This window comes from Pseudoalteromonas aquimarina (genome assembly GCF_049257255.1).
Classification (GTDB): Bacteria; Pseudomonadota; Gammaproteobacteria; order Enterobacterales; family Alteromonadaceae; genus Pseudoalteromonas.
Genome location: NZ_JBMMUG010000010.1, coordinates 55,638 through 71,756, shown reverse-complemented (window position 1 = coordinate 71,756; position 16,119 = coordinate 55,638). Strand labels below are relative to the sequence as shown.

Sequence of the window (16,119 nt, the reverse complement as noted above, 5' to 3'; positions counted from 1 at the left end):
TCAATTGGTCACTCAGTTTAATTAAGTCTAAATTTTGTTACGCTAAAAGCGTATGTTAGAACTTAATCTGTACGAGTGCCCACACAGATGATTGCTTAAATTTTTAAAGAACAGTGCAAACAAGCTTTTGTTTGCCGCGACGCTTTGTCGCTGTTAGGGCTGCGTATGTTACGCTTTCCTATTTTTTTGTCAATACTTAATTTTGATTATTTTTAAAAACTTTCAAAACTCAGTTTTACTTGAATCAACCAACTCGTGATTCGCTGCTATGCTACGTCGTTCCCCGTGTTGGTGGAGGCGCATTATAGAGAGATCCGAATTTGGATCAACCCCTATTTCAAACTTTTTTTAGTTTTTTGGATCGTTCGGGCGAAATATATACAAAACAGTCTATTTTTGTACGTTTTATATCGTTGAAGGGGCTTTTTTAAACTTAACTTAAATAAATTTCACCCTTTATTGCGCTGTTATTATTGCCTTGTCATTAAAGTAAGATAAGATAAGCATGAACATTTGTTAATTTTATGTTTAATTTGTGTAATTCGGAATCTTTAAAATGAGTTCATCGCAACAAAAATCATTAATAATAATTTTTATCGTATCTCTTATTGGCTACGCAGTAGCTCAGTTTGCATTATCATCAGTACTTACAAGTTCATCTTTAGCTATTGCCATTGGTATTTTCATTGGTGGTGTTATTGCAACTTTCTCTGCTAATGGGGCAACAGAAGAAAAAGAAGCAAGCAAATCTCTGTATGTGGGTAATTTACCTTATAAAGCAAACGAAGCGGTTGTTAGAGATTTATTTGAGCAGCACGGGAAGATCTTCTCAGTTCGCTTATTAAAGGATAAGCATACAGGTAAACGACGTGGCTTTGGCTTTGTCGAGGTAGCTGAGAAAGACGCTGATAAAATCATTTCTGCACTAAACGATAAAGAGTTTCAGCAACGCACTTTAAAAGTACGTGAAGCGAAGCAAAAATCTGACGAGAATGGTGCTATGGAAGATAGTGCTAATTAGTAATTACCGTTATTGGTAATTTTGTCTGTTTAAAAGCAGCCGTGGCAAAATAGCTAACAGGCTGCTTTTTATTATCTAAAGTCATTACACTCTCCCCCAGTAAACTAAGCACACGATTTGCAATTGCTTCACCTGAATCCAATAACGTTGTTTGAGGGTTGATATGCAGTTTGATCTCTTCAGCAATAATTGGAAAGTGTGTACAGCCCAACACTAATTGATCGATTTCTTTATCTATATATAAAGTACTTAACTCTTGCTCAAGTTGTTTTGAATCTAGATCATTTGTCCAAAACTTTTGCTCGGCTAATTTCACAAGCTGACTTGAACCATATAAAGACACACTGCAAGAAGCTGCAAAATCTTTAACAAGACTTGCCGTATATTCGTTTGCAACTGTCGCTGGTGTCGCTAATACACCAATTTTTTTAGAAAGCGTTTTCTCTGCAGCAGGTTTGATGGCTGGCACTACACCCACAATTGGAAAGTTGAAATGCTGCCTTAAAATGTCGAGTGTTTGAGTACTTGCTGTATTACAGGCAATGACCAACAAATCAACTGGCTCGATTAGAGTGATAAAATGACTGAGTAAGCTTGTAATTCTTTGTGTTAAAAATTCAAAGGACAGCTCACCATAAGGAAGGTACTTATTATCCATAAGATAACTAAGCTTGGCATGTGGTATTTTGTTTTGAATGTGTTCAAGTACCGATGTACCACCAATACCAGAATCAAAAACTACAATATGCTTTGCCAAACTACCCGACCTAATATGTTATTAACTCGGGTAGTTTGCCATATATTTTCTAATTCTCAAGGTAAGCTATGCTTACTTTGCTTTTTCTTGCTTATTATTAAGCTGTTCAAAAAAGCTAGTGCTGTAATCTAATAAGCTTTCTTTACTCGCTTGTCGTTGATTAAGCCATGTTAGTAACTGTACCAACTGACTTTCAATATTAAGCGGCTTGGCTTTTTCATAGCTTTCTTCCAACCCTTCATTAATAGGTTCGAACTGTTTTGCTATTTCTCTACCTGGTTGTACTGTTTGATATTCTCTAACACTTGCTCTTACTTCTGTTTGCTGTAAGTTCATAGACATTGAAACTAACTGAGAAGAATCCAGATTTAATTTTTTAGCTTGTTCAAACGCTTCATCAAGTGAACCATTGAAAAATTCATTGCTTACTTTTTGCAAATCTGACATTAGATCATTGATCGCAGCAATTTCATTTTCATTTAAATCACCTTCTACTGAAAATGAATATGCTTGTGAACTAGACTGTGATGAAGCATAACTTAACGATTCACCGTCTTCAGTTTTACTATATGATAGCTGTTCAGATGAATTGAACGCACTATTATAAGTAAGCTTAATCACATCGCCTTCTGCGGTTTTAATTTCATAACTGGCGCCATTATCCAATTGGTAATAATTTTGACCATTAAATTCGGTAAGTGCTGATGCTTGTTTTTCAGGATTGAAGATTGATTGTTCAAATTCGTCCAATCCATCAAAGATTAACTCTCGGCTTTTTTCAATGCCTTGTTCAATTTCATCGTTGTAGAGATCACTGTCTTTAAGCTCTTCAACCGCTTCACCAATACCTTGCTCTACCCCTTTTCGAGCTTGCTCGAACATACTCGTTAGCTTGTCATTATCGGCACCATCAGCCTTAGCACCTAAAATAGCGCCTTTAACAAACGATAAAACGTTTTTTGCGATCTCTTCAAAATTAAATAGATCTTCAGGTTTGGTAGGCTCTACTTTACTTTCAAATGGCATTGCTCCCATCATCTTTTGATAAGAGACCTGACTTGCAATCGTTAGTCGCTGCGACATTGTAAATACGTCTTTAGCTGACGCATTTTGTGCTATTTCATTTGGTTTCTGTTGAGAGAAACCATACTTGTTTTCGGGTTGATACCCCAATCCACCCACTTTCATAATCATTGCCTCCATTTCAGAATGTCTATTTATCGGCCAAATAGTGAGCAACTTAAGTATTAATTCTTAGATTTAACGGTCAGAATTTACCTTTTGTTGAAGTAAGTATGTCACATTTTTTCTATGCTAAAACTGGACAAAGAAAAACCACACCCTAAAATAGCGCGACTCGCAAACATGAGGTTAAAAAGCATATGCCTGTAATTCAAATAGATACTTCAAAATACGATGAGCAACTTTCGGAAAAAGCACAGCGTATTAGCCAACAATTCGCACAATTTAATGCACCAGAGTTAGAAGTATTTGCATCTGCACCTAAACATTACAGACAACGTGCTGAGTTTCGCGTATGGCATGAAGGTGAAGATTTATTTCACATTATGTTTGATCCCGAAACAAAAGAAAAAATAAGGGTGGATCAGTTTGATCCAGCAGCTCCGCTTATTTGCGAGTTAATGCCACGCTTGTTGGAATGCTTAAAGCCAAATGAAATTTTGCGCAGAAAGTTATTTCAAATCGATTATCTATCTACGCTAAGCGGTCAAATCTTAGTAAGTCTGATTTATCATAAGCAACTTGATGATGAATGGCTGAACGAAGTAACTAAGCTTAAAGCTGAGTTAAGTAAAGAATTTAACATCGATTTCATTGGCCGAGCTCGCAAGCAAAAAATTGTCCTTGGTGAAGAGTATGTGATTGAAAAGCTTAATGTGGATAATCGCGAGCTTGTTTATCAGCAAGTTGAAAATAGCTTCACCCAACCAAACGCTAAATTAAATGAGCAAATGCTTGAATGGGCAATTGACGTATCAAAACCCCTTGAAAATGATTTGCTTGAACTTTATTGCGGCAATGGCAACTTCTCGATTGCATTAGCCCCAAGCTTCAATCGCGTGCTGGCAACTGAAATTTCTAAATCGTCTGTAAAGTCAGCGCAATTTAATATCGCTGAAAATAAAGTCGATAACCTCGATATTATTCGCATGTCGAGTGAAGAATTCACCATGGCTATGAATGGTGAAAAAGAATTTTCTCGCTTAAATGGTATTGATTTAAAAAGTTACAACTGCCAAAGCATTTTAGTAGACCCCCCACGAGCTGGTTTAGATAAAGACACCACAGACTTAGTGCAGGGCTATGACAATATTATTTATATTTCATGTAACCCAGATACGCTAGAGCGAGATCTCCAGCAATTGACAGAAACGCATAACATTGAGCGATTTGCGATTTTTGACCAATTTCCATATACCCACCATATTGAATCGGGTGTGTTTTTAACGCGTAAATAAAAAAAGCAGCTATTTAGCTGCTTTTTTTTCTTTTGTGTAACTTGAAGCCCCTTTGGCAATATAACGCAACTGCCAAATAATTCGTTCGGTAAGCTGATCTCGTTGTGGCTTAGTTAAATCAAGCGCCTCAGCTCCCGCATTAAATACCAGAGTCACCATGGCTTCTGCCTGAATGTATGCATGATTCGCATCGCATCCTGTTTCATTTTCTAAATAATGAGCAAGCTCTAAAATAAAATGCTTAATCTCACGGGCAACCGCTGCTCTAAATGCTTTAGACGTTCCAGAGCGCTCACGCAGTAGTAATCTAAATTGGTTACTCGACTGATCAATAAACTCCATAAAGGTTAGTACAGAGATATTAATTATACTGCCGCCACTTTCGATACGTCGACGCGCTTGACGCATTAACTGGCGCAACATTAAGCCAGCTTCATCAACTAAGGTTAAACCCAGCTCATTCATGTCTTTAAAGTGACGATAAAAGGATGTTGGCGCAATACCGGCCTCACGAGCAACTTCGCGCAAGCTTAAATTAGAAAAGCTATGCTCAGCACTTAATTGATTAAATGCTGCATCGATTAACGCTTGTCTCGTCTTTTCTTTTTGTTGTGCACGAATACCCGACATACATCCCCCATAAAATTTGCATGCAGTTTAACACAGAAAAATTATTTATGAATTTTGTCGATTTCACTTGATAAAAAAGCGATATAAAACTATTTTAGCGTACAAGTGTACGCTGAGATTTTATGTATGAAAAAACCACCCATTATTTGGCTTAATACCCTCTTTTTTACCATCACCTTTCTAGCAGCAATAACCCTTGTTCCGTGGTATGGATTTACCTACGGCTTCAGCACTTCAAATTGGATTGCGTTTGTTGCATGTATGTTTTATTGCGGACTGTCGATCACCGCTGGCTATCATCGCTTGTGGGCTCACAAAACCTACGAAACACATCCTGTAGTTGAATTTATTTTTGCTATTGGTGGTGCTTTTTCTGTTCAAAATAGTGCTTTACATTGGAGCTCTGATCACCGCTTGCATCATGGTAAGGTTGATGATCCAGATAAAGACCCTTACGCAGCAACTCGAGGCTTTTGGTACAGCCATATTGGCTGGATGCTGCGCGAATACCAAGCATATCGCTATACCGATTATTCAAACTGTCGCGATTTACAAAAAAACCGTATTGTGATGTGGCAGCACAAGCACTACCTCGCGCTTACTCTTATCACTAACTTCGGTATTCCATTATTACTTGGTTTGCTATTTGGCAATGTATGGGGAATGTTGTTACTAGCAGGATTACTGCGCTTGGTACTAAGCCAACACTTTACCTTTTTCATAAATTCACTGGCACATATTTGGGGTTCTCGCCCATATACAGAGTCTAATACTGCCAGAGATAATGGCTTTTTAGCACTTTTGACTTATGGCGAGGGTTACCATAATTTCCATCATATTTTTGCTTCTGATTATCGCAATGGTATCCGATGGTGGCATTACGATCCGACAAAATGGCTGATAAAATCGCTTTCATTAGTTGGGTTGGCTTCTAAGTTACGTAAAACACCGCAAGAGATAATCGAGCGAGCTAAAGCGGCAACGTTAATGGAGCGAACTAAGCAAACATTACTTAAAAAAGAAGCTAGTCATAAGCAACTAGATAAATTGCAAAATGAGTATGAGTTGTTATTAAGTAAATTGCAGCACTATTATAAGGTAAGAAAGCGTCTATTAGAGATGCGTAAAAATAAAGTGATCAAGCAATGCGAGCAATCACAGCTGAAAAAGCAGTATAATGAAATAAAAGCGTCTTTAATTAACCAACAACAGCATTGGTTAGCGTTAAATAAAGCCTTAATAAAAGGGCTCGCAACAAACTAGTTAAAGGAACACTCTCTGTGACAAAGAAACAAGCGATAAAAAAACAGTATGATTATGACGCCATAATCATAGGTACTGGCCCAGGTGGTGAAGGTACAGCAATGAATCTTGCCAAAAGCGGTAAGCGTGTTGCTGTTGTTGAAAAACAACCTAAAGTAGGTGGCGGTTGTGCGCACTGGGGCACAATTCCTTCAAAAGCACTGCGTCATTCTGTTAGTCGCTTAATCGAGTTTAACTCAAACCCGCTGTTTAACTCTCAAGCTCACAGAGAGCGCATGACCTACCCTGATATTTTAGATCATGCGAGTAATGTGATTTCAAAACAGGTCAATCTACGCACCAGCTTTTATGACCGAAATCGCATTACGCTTATTCATGGCGAAGCCAGCTTTGTTGATAACCACACCATTTCAATTCAAAAAGACGACGGCAGTCAGGAAACTTTAACAGCACAAACCATAGTAATTGCTACAGGTTCGCGCCCATATCGACCTGCTGAAATCGACTTCAATCACAAGCGTGTTTATGACAGTGATACAATTTTAGGGCTAAAGCACGACCCACGTCATATCATTATTTATGGTGCAGGTGTCATTGGCTGTGAATACGCTTCTATTTTCCGTGGCCTAGGCGCCAAAGTTGATTTAATTAATACACGTGATCGCCTTCTCGCTTTTCTTGATGCCGAAACATCAGACTCACTTAGCTACCATTTTTGGAACAGTGGTATTTTAATTCGTCATAATGAAGAGTTTAAGAAAGTAGAAACACGTGATGATTGCGTTATCGTTCACATGCAATCGGGTAAAAAAATGCAAGCCGATTGTTTACTCTTTGCAAATGGTCGTACAGGTAACACAGACAAACTAAATTTATCGGCGATTGGGTTAACCTCTGATAGTCGTGGCAATTTAAAAGTGAATGAAAATTACCAAACAGAAGTCGATAACGTTTATGCTGTTGGCGACGTAATTGGTTACCCAAGCCTTGCCAGTGCCGCATTTGATCAAGGCCGTATTGCTGCAGATGCAATTACCACCGGCGAATGTAATAAAAAGCTGATCCGCGATATTCCAAGTGGTATTTATACCATTCCAGAAATTAGCTCGGTTGGTCGTTCTGAACAAGAACTAACCGCTGCTAAAGTGCCATATGAAGTTGGCCGAGCTCAATTTAAACACCTAGCGCGTGCACAGATTGCAGGCACCGAAGTAGGTAGTTTAAAAATACTATTCCACATTGAAACCAAAGAAATTTTAGGTATTCATGTGTTTGGTGAGCGTGCTGCAGAAATCATCCACATTGGTCAGGCAGTAATGGAGCAAAAAAATGGTGGTAACAACATAGAATACTTTGTTAATACCACATTTAACTACCCAACAATGGCAGAAGCTTACCGAGTAGCTGCGCTTAATGGTTTGAATCGCTTGATTAAATAAAGCGAAATGGCACTTTATGACGAGTTTATTACAAACCTTCACATAAAGTGCCGATTTTTTAAACTAACGCTTGTGATCGTGTAAAATTATTGTAAACTTAATAACCTAAAACAATAATAATAGGCTGTTAAGTATGAAAACCCCCTCTATATTACTTGCCTCAGCGCTATCTTTGTTTTCTGTAAGCAGTTTCGCGGACTACTCAACTGCAAAATATTATGAAAAACAAGGAAATGTTGAGAAATACGTTGCTGAATTAAGCAAGATCGCAAAATTAGGGCACGTCAATGCTCAGTTTGATCTCGCAACAGCCTATCTCAATGGTCAAGGTATCGAAAAAGATATTAACAAAGCTTATGCTTGGTATCTTATTGCAAAAGATTACGGCCACCCGCTAGCTCAAGAAAAATACCGTAGCTTACGTAAAGAAGTGCCTTCTCGCCGCGAAGCGAAAGAAACTTACATTGAGTTAAAAGATGTTTACGGTAAAGAGTTACACGATTTACGTTATGCACCTATTGCTAAACATACCAACTTCTTTCCTGAGCGTGCTAAGTTAATTGAACGTGTTGAACCTGAAATTGATAACAATACTCGTTCAGGCTCAAAAGCGTGGGTAACAATTGGTTATAATGTCAACGAAAGTGGGGTCGTTGAAGATAGTCGTATTCTTGCGTCATTTCCGAAAGGTATTATTGACGATCTTGCGTTAGAAGCAATTAATCAATGGAAGTTTGAGCCTGATATCAGTCCAACAGGTGAACCGCGTCGTATTTTCGACTTGGTTACTTCATTTACGCTTGGTTCTGATAACAGTAAAGTAAACCGTGAGTTTCAGCGTTCGTTAGACGAATACAAAGAAAAACTTCTCGCACTTGCCAATAAAGGAAATAGCGTTGCGCAAAATCGTTATGCCTTAATGCTTGAGCATGATGTTATTGAGAAAGCGTCTGATAACGAACATATCGATTGGTATTACAAAGCTGCCATTAACGGCAATCATGATGCTCAAATGAGATTAATGCATTGTTTTGCTAATGGAGAAGGCTGTCAGCCTGATGAAGAAAAGGCTTTCAACTGGTTAGCGCTTGCTTCTGAATCTGGTAATGAACGTGCACAGTATCAATTAGCAATGACCATGCTTAATTATGGTAGCATTCATTATGATGTACACACAGCTGCAAAAATGTTGAAGACAGCTGCTCATAATCAGTATCTACCAGCAATGATCGAATATTCTCGTTTACTTGCTTTTTCAGACGTTGCTGAACTTCGCGATGCGCAAAGCGCTATTAAATACGCTGAGCTTGCACGTGCGGTAGATAACAATCACCCTGTACTTCTATCTGTACTTGGTACGGCTCATTCAGAGCTTGGCCGTGTTCAGGAAGGCCAATTAATGTTACAACAAGCATTAAATGAAGCGAATAACCGTAGCTGGCCTGCACAAAACTACATTAAGCTAATCGAATTAAGTGAAGCTTCAATGATGGCAGACAGAACTACTGACTCTTACTAAGCTTATCTGCAAGCCTTGTTGGCTCAGGTAATCGAAACTTAGTAACACACTCAAGAGCAAGCGATAACGCTTGCTCTTTTGTTATCAGATGCCCAGGCGAGATAAAGAGCGGTTTTACATTTGTTCTTGAGCGCACCACGTATCCGCAGTGCTGGCCTCGCACAACTAAATCAGTCGTGGCCCCCTTAAACTGTTCAGGCTCGTTATAATCACCTATCAAACAACTTTTTGCGATACCAATAGTCGGCATATTGAGTACCACACCAACATGGCTAGCAATACCAAGCCCTAAAGGATGCGCAACACCTTGACCATCAAACATCAGGATATCTGGGGGATTTACAAGTTTTCCCAATGCCTGTAATACCGCCCCACCTTCTCGAAAGCTTAAAACACCAGGGATATAAGGAATTACTGATGGCGATTCATGGACAACTTGTTCTACTAAACGAAGCGATGGATATTCCAGCAAAACAACTGCTGCTCGGGTTGTTTTACCACTGTTTGGAAATGCGACATCAATACCAGCAATGTAACTTATATCACCTTGAAATGATGAGATAACTACTTGCTTGGCTAGCTGCTGTTGAATTTCTTTGGCCTTAGCTACGCTGCCGGGCCAAATAATATCATTGTGATTTGCCATAAAGAAAAAAGCCTTGCGGTTGCAAGGCTCTTAAATTAATTGTTGTGGTACTGTTTACTTAGTTCACCAACCGAGTTGATGAAAACACCTGCATTTTCAGGGTCAACCTCTGGCGTAATACCATGACCTAAGTTGAATACATGGCCAGAGCCGTTACCATAGCCTTCTAAAATACGTTGTACTTCTTGGCGGATGCGCTCAGGTGTGCCATGTAACATTGCAGGATCCATATTACCTTGCAGCGCTACTTTATCACCAATACGGCGACGCGCATCTGCAATATCTACAGTCCAATCTAAGCCAACCGCGTCACAGCCTGTCGCTGCAATTGCTTCTAAGTTTAAACCACCATTTTTAGTAAATAGCGTTACCGGTACTTTGCGACCATCATATTCACGGATCAAGCCATCAACGATTTTCTGCATATAAGTTAATGAGAACTCTTTATAGTCACGCGGCGATAACACACCACCCCAAGAGTCAAATACCATTAGGGATTGTGCACCCGCTTTAATTTGTGCATTTAAATAACTGATTACAGAGTCCGCAAGTTTATCTAGTAGCATATGTAAGATTTCAGGCTCAGAGAAAGCCATTTTCTTAATCTTGCCAAATGTTTTGCTACTGCCACCTTCAATCATATAAGTCGCTAGCGTCCATGGCGAGCCAGAGAAACCGATTAACGGAACTTCACCATTAAGTTCACGGCGAATCGTTCTTACAGCGTTCATTACATAACCTAATTCATCTTCAGGATCAGGAATTGGTAAGTTAACAACATCTGCCATTGATTGGATTGGGCGTTCAAATTTTGGACCTTCACCGGTTTCGAAGTAAAGACCTAATCCCATCGCATCAGGAATAGTTAAAATATCACTAAAAAGAATTGCCGCATCTAATGGGTAGCGACGCAGTGGTTGCAGTGTTACTTCACATGCTAACTCTGCATTTTTACATAAGCTCATAAAGTCGCCAGCTTGCGCTCTCGTAGCTCGATATTCTGGTAAATAACGTCCAGCTTGACGCATCATCCATACAGGTGTTTGGTCAACTGGTTGCTTTAATAGCGCACGTAAATAACGATCGTTCTTTAATTCACTCATGATAGTGTAAAACCTAAAAATTATAACTGGCCGAATTGTATCATTATGAACGCCAACTAACTATGCGAAAGATCAAGCCCTCTTACACTAAAAATGCAATTATTTCGCTTTTTAGATGTGTTTTGCATTTAATCTCGCATTTTATAATATTTAACGTTGTTAAAATGAAAATAGTTTGTTATAAAAAGGATACAAAAATAAGAACTTGAATTAATCAAGTCGGAAAAAGTTTTATAACCACCCTCTGGGTGGTTTTTTCTTTTATATGCACTTTTAAATCTTAAAGTCCGCTTCTAATCACAAATCAGTATATAGACAATTCTTTTTATTATTAATTAGTTACATTTATTACTCTTAAAAATGTTAAAAATTAGTTGATCTTTTCGCCAGATTTCATTGTTATAGAAATTAGTTTGAAGTAAAGGGACACAATTTATGCTTAAGAGTTTAGAAAAAGCGAAACAAGAATGGGGCGGATCACACTCAGCCATTGATAGCTGGTTGCAAGAACGCCAGGAGTTACTTGTAATTTATTGCAAACTTGCAGGCTTACCTCCCTATGAACGAAGCGATCAAGCGTTACCAAAGAAAAGTGAAATTCTTGAATTTTGTCAGATTTTAATGGATTACCTCTCAGCCGGTCATTTCGAAATTTACGACAACCTTGTTAAAGCATGTGCAGAGAAAGGCCCGAGCAGCCTAAAGCTAGCTCAATCACTTTATCCGCAAATATCAGCTTCGACAGATATTGCATTGAGCTTTAATGATGATTACGCCAATGCTAAAGAAGAAAGCTTGCTACCAAATTTCGATGAGGATTTATCCACATTAGGCCAAGCTCTTGAGCAACGCTTTGAATTTGAAGACGAACTTATCGAAAATTTATATACTCATCACACAGAATAAGAAAAGGCGTAATTTACGCCTTTTTGTTTATTTAATGCTGTAAACCAAATAAGCACGTACTAAAGCTCAAATCAACCAAATCACTGTTAGCATTCAAATTGTGTTCAATCAGATAGTTCACTGTATTTAACAAACTTTGCTGAATATGCATCGCAATATAATCTGTTGGTAAATTAATAAATGCACCTACAGCTTTTTGCTTTTCGATAAATGCGATTAAAAAAGAAAACACATTGTTTAATACACTGCTTTTAAATGATGACTCCACCCAAGGACTGGAGTAATAAATACCAAAAAATGCCATTTTTTCTGGATTTGTTAACCCCCAGGTTATTACTTTTCGCCATAAAACTAGTGCTTGCTCGCTACTTTCAATTTCACCCGACAAGGCTAAATCTGTAACCAAAGCTTCTTTTAAATTTAAATAAAGGGCTTCCACCAGCTCTTTTTTATTTGCAAAGTGATGAAACAAAGTGCCAGTCGCCACTCCTGCATGCTTGGCAATGCTAGCCGTCGATGTCTCGGATATACCTTGCTCAACAAACAAGACCAACGCTGCATCCAATAACTGTTGTTTCTTTGAAATAGCCATTTAACGAACAAACAACTTTGTAAGTAGCGATAGAGCCAGTTTTTTGGACTGTAAAATAAGTTTCACTCGGGGAAGCCACAACGGTGTTTTTAAAACAGTTCGCTTATGACAAAACGTATCAAATCCTTCAGGGCCATGGTAATTACCTAAACCTGACTCGCCAATACCACCAAAAGGAGCATCATCAGCGCCTACATGCATCAAGGTATCATTAACACAAACGCCACCACTATGTGTTTGCTCTAATATTGCCTCTACCTCTGATGTATCTTGCGACATTATGTAAAGCGCCAGAGGCCTTTCTTTACTGTTAATATAATCAATCGCATCTGTAACTTCGTCGTACGCCAGTACAGGTAATAGGGGGCCAAAAATCTCTGATTTACACACCGCCATAGTATCATCAACGTTGGTTAATAATTGTGGTGGTATTGCCCTATTTTTAACATCAATCTCATAGCCCATAGGCGCAAATACATTAGCTCCTTTTGCTTTTGCGTCTTCGAGCATTGACTGCAAACGAGCAAACTGCGCCTCATTGATTATCGCGCCATATTCCTCGCTAAATTTTTGATGATCATAAAGTGCCGCAAAGCGAGTTAGGTAAGCTTGGCAAAATGCTTGAAGCTGGGCTCTCTCTACAAGAACATAATCTGGGGCGACACAAATTTGCCCTGCATTGACTGATTTACCTAAAATAATTGCATCAGCGGCTTTTTCTAAATCCGCATTTGCAGTGATCACTACAGGAGATTTACCTCCAAGCTCTAACGTTGTTGGTACCAAGCGCTCTGCGCAAGATTTTGCAACCAACTTGCCTACACTTGTTGAGCCTGTGAAAAAAACATGGTCAAACGGTAGTTGAGTAAATTCAGCTGCAACCTCTGGCCCACCTTCAATCACCACAACACTGTCATGCAATGAACTAAAGATTTTTCTAATAACCGAATTCGTATGTGGCGTATATTCGCTGAGCTTAACCATCACCTTGTTGCCCGCAGCAAGAGCAGTGACGATAGGCCCAATACTTAAAAACACAGGGAAGTTCCAAGGCACAACGACCCCTACTACGCCCTTCGCTTGTTTATAAACATAAATAGACGATGGCGCTAACAATAGCCCTGCACGCCGCCTCTCTGGTTTTAACCAAGATTTAAGGTGTTTTAAAGTGTAATTTAGGTGCTGTACGCTCGGTAATATATCTGCCATTAAGCTATCGAAGTTTGGCCGTTTACCATAGTCCGCATTAAGTGCACTAAGCAGTTGTTCTCTATTTGCTAAAAGTGCTGACTTTAATTCTAGGATTACTTGCTTGCGCTCTAAATAGGAAGGTTGTTTATTAGCATTATAAGCCAACTTCAACTGTGCAAAAGCAGCATTTAGCTGTTCCAAAAAATTCTGTGAAGATTGCACATCTTCAGCAGTATCCATTTTATCAAGAATAGGCGAGCTCATATTGCATCCTAGTATTAAACACACAAAACCGACTGATTAGTCGGTTTAATTTAGAGCAATAATTCTACAAATGCAAATAAAAAAGCCACCCAAAAGGTGGCTTAAAAAATAACGTATATTTTTAAATATTATTCAGATGCAGCTTCTTTTTCAGCTTCAGGCTGAACTACTTTTAATAGCTCAACTTCAAAAATAAGCGTTGAATTAGCAGGGATCTTACCAAGATCACGCTCACCATATGCAAGTTCTGAAGGAATGAAGAACTTGAATTTTGAACCTTCAGCCATTAGCTGAACACCTTCAGTCCAACCTTTAATTACGCGATTAAGTGGGAAAGTAATTGGCTCACCGTGTGAGTAAGAGCTATCGAACTCAGTACCATCAATTAATGTACCTTTATAGTGAACTTCAACAGTATCTGTTGCTAAAGGCTTTTTACCTTCACCTTGCGCTAAAACTTCATACTGTAGACCAGAATCTGTCGTTACTACGCCTTCTTTCTTTGCATTTTCAGCTAAGAAAGCAACGCCTTGCGCTTTAACTTCTTCTGCTTTTGCTTGAGCAGCAGCTTGCTGTTTTTCAGCAAAATCAGTGTTTAGTTTAGTTAGAAGCTCTTTGATTTCTTCTTCAGTTAATTTTGATTTACCAGCAAGAGATTCTTCTAAACCAGCTACGATTAACTCTTTATCTAATACAAAACCCATTTCAGTTTTGCCTTCAAGATCTTTCTTTAAGAAATCACCAATTGAAGCGCCAAGACCATATGCTTGTTTTTGTACTTCGGTCTCTAGTTTCACTTCAGCTTTAGGAGCTTCTTTGTTACATGCAGCAAGCGCAAGCACTGATGCAGCAACAAATGAAAGTTTAAATACTTTTTTCATTTTTTTCTCCGGCAAATAAAATGCCTTTTATCTACAATTATCTAAGTTAAAATTAAATGAGTTACATGATAGGCTGACAAACATCAATGTAAAACACAAAAATGACGACAAAGACGCATACTTGAGACAACCGATAATAAATATCTGTAACTACCTTGTTCTCAAAACTCGTCCTAGTCTAACCTCTCGTAGCCCAAGAGTTAAGGAAAATTAGATTAAAAATGAAGCCATATCGCCTAACCTTGATACTTTTTATGCTATTTGCCTTAACAGCTTGTGATAACTCGAACGCGATTCCTAAAAATGCACAAGAACATGCTGTACAAGGCAGTTATGCCGCAGCATTAAATAACAAGGGTACGCTCGCGATTGTCTCTTCTATTAATCATGGCGTATCAGTATGGAATTTGAATGACAACGCATTGCTTTACCAGTGGAGCCACCAGCAAGATACCGATAACCTTGTGCTGGCTATAGACATCAGTGATGACGATAAGTTCGCAGTGACCGCTGATCGCACTAATTTTGCAGTTTGGAGTTTAGAAAGTGGCGAAAACATCGGATTTTGGAAAATCCAAGAATCCAGTATTCGTGATATCGCTATTAGCAATAATGGTCGCTATGTACTTTATGGTCGTGGCGATGGCAAAGTCATTCACGTAGATTTAAATACTGGTCGACGTATTGAGTTTTTAGGCCATACAGAAAAAGTGAATGCGGTTGATTTATCACCGAATGGTTATTTCGCGCTTACTGGTGCTAACGATTACACAGCTTACCTTTGGGATACTCGCAGTGCACAAGTAATCCACCGTTTTACGCACCCAAGTCGCGTTACTAAAGTGGCTCTTGATCCTGAAGGACGAAAAGCATTTACTGCGGACAGCAAAAAACAAGCAAGCATTTGGGATCTGCAAAACGGTTCTCAAATTGCTAATTTGCAATTTCATGCAAGGCAAAAAGTATTTAGTGCCGTACGCTTTAATACAGACACATCATTGCTTGTTACCGGTTCACCTGCTCGTACTATTGCCTTATGGGATACATCGAGTGGTAAACAACTCAAAACTTGGCAGGTAGCACCTCGCCAAGACTCACGCCCTAAATCAGCAGTAGTATATGACATCGCTTTTAGCGATAATGACACCATAATTAGTGAAAGTTCTAACGGTTTATCTGAAACATGGCAAATGAACAAATAAATAGTCTTGAAGCGCGTATTACCGAGCTTGAAATGAAAGTAGCGTATCAAGATGAAACAATTGATATTTTGAATGACGAGCTAAAGCAACACCAACTTGCAATGGCTAAAATGTCTCGTCAAATTGAACTGGTAGGCGAAAAGCTAAAAGAGATGAAACCATCCTCTGTAATCAGTCAAGAACTTGAAACGCCCCCACCACATTACTAAGTTTTTTCAATTTAAG

The 16,119-nt window shown here is 38.8% G+C and carries 16 protein-coding genes; 8 read left to right on the top strand and 8 right to left on the bottom strand.

The annotated features are described in order from the left end of the window. Nucleotides 1-556: 556 nt before the first annotated feature. Nucleotides 557-1,021 (top strand): RNA recognition motif domain-containing protein, encoded by a 465-nt coding sequence (locus AAEU29_RS20050; protein WP_421974966.1) that lies wholly within the window; start codon nucleotides 557-559, stop codon nucleotides 1,019-1,021. On the opposite strand, the gene murI is transcribed toward AAEU29_RS20050, so the two are convergent. Together murI and AAEU29_RS20040 are read right to left on the bottom strand one after the other, a co-directional pair. After that, a complete protein-coding gene (murI, locus tag AAEU29_RS20045; protein ID WP_421974965.1) occupies nucleotides 1,014-1,778 on the bottom strand; it encodes a glutamate racemase in 765 nt (254 codons plus the stop codon). The two genes, AAEU29_RS20050 and murI, sit on opposite strands and share 8 nt — an antisense overlap. A 72-nt stretch (nucleotides 1,779-1,850) precedes the next feature. Further along, on the bottom strand, nucleotides 1,851-2,966 hold the full coding sequence (locus tag AAEU29_RS20040; protein ID WP_421974964.1) for a DUF5610 domain-containing protein: 1,116 nt from the start codon (nucleotides 2,964-2,966) through the stop codon (nucleotides 1,851-1,853). A gap of 194 nt (nucleotides 2,967-3,160) precedes the next feature. Between AAEU29_RS20040 and trmA the strand changes: the two genes are divergently transcribed. Next, nucleotides 3,161-4,258 (top strand): tRNA (uridine(54)-C5)-methyltransferase TrmA, encoded by a 1,098-nt coding sequence (gene trmA, locus AAEU29_RS20035; protein ID WP_421974963.1) that lies wholly within the window; start codon nucleotides 3,161-3,163, stop codon nucleotides 4,256-4,258. Between the two features lie 9 nt (nucleotides 4,259-4,267). Here the strand turns inward: trmA and fabR are convergent, their stop codons facing one another. After that, complete coding sequence (gene fabR, locus AAEU29_RS20030) at nucleotides 4,268-4,888, bottom strand: HTH-type transcriptional repressor FabR (protein WP_274763650.1); 621 nt, start codon at nucleotides 4,886-4,888, stop codon at nucleotides 4,268-4,270. A 126-nt stretch (nucleotides 4,889-5,014) separates the two neighbouring features. Between fabR and AAEU29_RS20025 the strand changes: the two genes are divergently transcribed. The 3 genes from AAEU29_RS20025 to AAEU29_RS20015 all read left to right on the top strand — a co-directional run bounded on the left by AAEU29_RS20025 (nucleotide 5,015) and on the right by AAEU29_RS20015 (nucleotide 9,109). Continuing rightward, the gene (locus AAEU29_RS20025) at nucleotides 5,015-6,151 is read left to right on the top strand and encodes an acyl-CoA desaturase (protein ID WP_421974962.1); all 1,137 of its coding nucleotides are present in this window, start codon (nucleotides 5,015-5,017) and stop codon (nucleotides 6,149-6,151) included. A 17-nt stretch (nucleotides 6,152-6,168) separates the two neighbouring features. Next, nucleotides 6,169-7,590, top strand: a complete 1,422-nt coding sequence (gene sthA, locus AAEU29_RS20020; protein WP_372770268.1) for a Si-specific NAD(P)(+) transhydrogenase — start codon at nucleotides 6,169-6,171, stop codon at nucleotides 7,588-7,590. A gap of 133 nt (nucleotides 7,591-7,723) precedes the next feature. Beyond that, entirely contained in the window at nucleotides 7,724-9,109 is a 1,386-nt protein-coding gene (locus AAEU29_RS20015; protein WP_421974961.1) for a TonB family protein, read from the top strand. Here the strand turns inward: AAEU29_RS20015 and nfi are convergent. After that, on the bottom strand, nucleotides 9,093-9,755 hold the full coding sequence (gene nfi, locus AAEU29_RS20010; RefSeq protein WP_421974960.1) for a deoxyribonuclease V: 663 nt from the start codon (nucleotides 9,753-9,755) through the stop codon (nucleotides 9,093-9,095). The two genes, AAEU29_RS20015 and nfi, sit on opposite strands and share 17 nt — an antisense overlap. A gap of 35 nt (nucleotides 9,756-9,790) precedes the next feature. Then, nucleotides 9,791-10,858 carry a uroporphyrinogen decarboxylase gene (hemE, locus tag AAEU29_RS20005; RefSeq protein ID WP_421974959.1) on the bottom strand — a complete coding sequence of 356 codons (1,068 nt, stop codon included), beginning with the start codon at nucleotides 10,856-10,858 and terminating at the stop codon, nucleotides 9,791-9,793. A gap of 435 nt (nucleotides 10,859-11,293) precedes the next feature. Between hemE and rsd the strand changes: the two genes are divergently transcribed. Then, the gene (rsd, locus tag AAEU29_RS20000) at nucleotides 11,294-11,764 is read left to right on the top strand and encodes a sigma D regulator (RefSeq protein WP_274763162.1); all 471 of its coding nucleotides are present in this window, start codon (nucleotides 11,294-11,296) and stop codon (nucleotides 11,762-11,764) included. Nucleotides 11,765-11,795: 31 nt separating this feature from the next. Here rsd and AAEU29_RS19995 read toward each other — a convergent pair whose 3' ends face one another. The 3 genes from AAEU29_RS19995 to fkpA form a co-directional block, all read right to left on the bottom strand. Continuing rightward, nucleotides 11,796-12,356: a TetR/AcrR family transcriptional regulator gene (locus AAEU29_RS19995; RefSeq protein ID WP_421974958.1), complete on the bottom strand. Its 561-nt coding sequence runs from the start codon at nucleotides 12,354-12,356 to the stop codon at nucleotides 11,796-11,798. Continuing rightward, a complete protein-coding gene (locus AAEU29_RS19990; protein ID WP_421974957.1) occupies nucleotides 12,357-13,811 on the bottom strand; it encodes a coniferyl aldehyde dehydrogenase in 1,455 nt (484 codons plus the stop codon). 128 nt (nucleotides 13,812-13,939) lie between these two features. Next, nucleotides 13,940-14,692, bottom strand: a complete 753-nt coding sequence (gene fkpA / locus AAEU29_RS19985) for an FKBP-type peptidyl-prolyl cis-trans isomerase (protein WP_274763165.1) — start codon at nucleotides 14,690-14,692, stop codon at nucleotides 13,940-13,942. A gap of 221 nt (nucleotides 14,693-14,913) precedes the next feature. Between fkpA and AAEU29_RS19980 the strand changes: the two genes are divergently transcribed. Both AAEU29_RS19980 and AAEU29_RS19975 read left to right on the top strand, forming a co-directional pair. Continuing rightward, nucleotides 14,914-15,894: a WD40 repeat domain-containing protein gene (locus AAEU29_RS19980; RefSeq protein ID WP_421974956.1), complete on the top strand. Its 981-nt coding sequence runs from the start codon at nucleotides 14,914-14,916 to the stop codon at nucleotides 15,892-15,894. Beyond that, nucleotides 15,891-16,103, top strand: coding sequence for a SlyX family protein (locus tag AAEU29_RS19975; RefSeq protein WP_421974968.1), 213 nt, complete (start codon nucleotides 15,891-15,893; stop codon nucleotides 16,101-16,103). Before AAEU29_RS19980 ends, AAEU29_RS19975 begins: the two co-directional genes overlap by 4 nt. Nucleotides 16,104-16,119 lie beyond the last annotated feature (16 nt).